Consider the following 1387-nt stretch of genomic DNA (forward strand, 5'->3'; position numbering starts at 1 on the left):
GCGCCGGGCGAAGCGCGTGCCGCCTCCGGATCATTCCCCCGTGGGCGCGAAGCGATAGCCCATGCCTGCCTCCGTCAGCAGGTAACGAGGCGCCGACGGCTCTGGCTCGAGCTTCTTGCGCAGCTGTGAGAGATACAGCCGCAGATAGCCGGTGTCGGCGGTGCGGTTCGGGCCCCAGATCTCGGTCAGGATCGTCTCGCGCGTCACGAGGCGATCGGGGTTGCGCACAAGCAGCTCGAGCAGTTGCCACTCGGTGGGCGTCAGGCGAACGGATGCCTCATGCCCCGGCTCCCCGCGAGAGACCCGACGCGCACCGAGGTCGACCGTCACGTCGCCGAAGCGCACCACCGGCGCGTCGTCCCCACCCGTCTTCCGCCGACCCAGTGCGCGGATGCGCGCGAGCAGCTCATCGGTCTGGAACGGCTTCGTGACGTAGTCGTCGGCACCGAGATCGAGCGCCTGAACCTTGTCGAACGAGTCCGTGCGGCCCGACACCACGAGAATCGGCACCGTCGACCAGCCGCGGATGGCCTGGATCACGGCGAGGCCGTCGAGCTCAGGCATCCCCAGGTCGAGAACGACGACGTCGGGGTGGTCGTACACGACCCGGTCGAGCGCCTCTTTGCCGTCGCGCGCGAGCACGACGTCGTGGCCGTGCGCGGTCAGGATGATCCGCAGCGCCCCGAGGATCTGCCGATCGTCATCGGCGACCACGACCTTCATCGTCTGCCTCCACCCGGTGCCACACGGCGACACCACGATAGTCGGGCCGTCATGACCTCGCGGGCGGCGGCCGTGCTGGTTCTCACCCGGCGGCTCCCGTCTCGGCGCACGGCAGTGACACGACCATCGTGAGGCCGCCGCCCGGGGTGTCCTCGGCGTCGAGCGTGCCGCCCATTCCCTCGACGAACCCGCGAGACAGGGCGAGACCCAGCCCGATCCCGGTCGTGTTGTCGGTGTCGCCCTCGCGCTGGAACGGCTGGAAGATGGCGCCCTTGCGGTCGTCGGGAACACCGGGCCCGCTGTCGACGACGCGCAGCTGCACCCGGCCCTCGAAGCTGCTCGCGCTCAGCCGCGGCGGCGCGGTCGAGAAGCGCAGGGCGTTCGCGAGCAGGTTGACGAGCACCCGCTGCAGCAGCACCGGGTCGGCGCGCACGAGCGGGATCGGGTCGTGGATGTCGAGCAGCACATCGCCGGGCGCCACGCCCAGCTCTTCGAGTGCCGAGGGCAGCACGTCGTCGACTTCGACGTCCTCGAGGTTCACCGCGAGCACGCCCGCCTGCACGCGGCTCACGTCGAGCAGATTCGTGACGAGGGCGTTGAGGTTCGCGAGGCTCGCCTCGGCCGTCGCGAGCAGTTCGTCGCGGTCTGACTCAGACAGGCGGAT

General features: G+C 70.2%; 2 protein-coding genes. Both read right to left on the bottom strand.

Features of this window, described 5'->3' with window-relative positions; genetic code table 11:
• Positions 1–30 precede the first annotated feature (30 nt).
• Positions 31–723 carry a response regulator transcription factor gene (locus ACM2XV_RS15280; protein WP_487027564.1) on the bottom strand — a complete coding sequence of 231 codons (693 nt, stop codon included), beginning with the start codon at positions 721–723 and terminating at the stop codon, positions 31–33.
• Positions 724–805: 82 nt separating this feature from the next.
• Positions 806–1387, bottom strand: a 582-nt coding sequence (locus tag ACM2XV_RS15285; protein WP_487027565.1) for a sensor histidine kinase, incomplete at its 5' end; no start/stop codon positions are given.

Source organism: Gryllotalpicola sp. CP2-P1 (assembly GCF_057512245.1).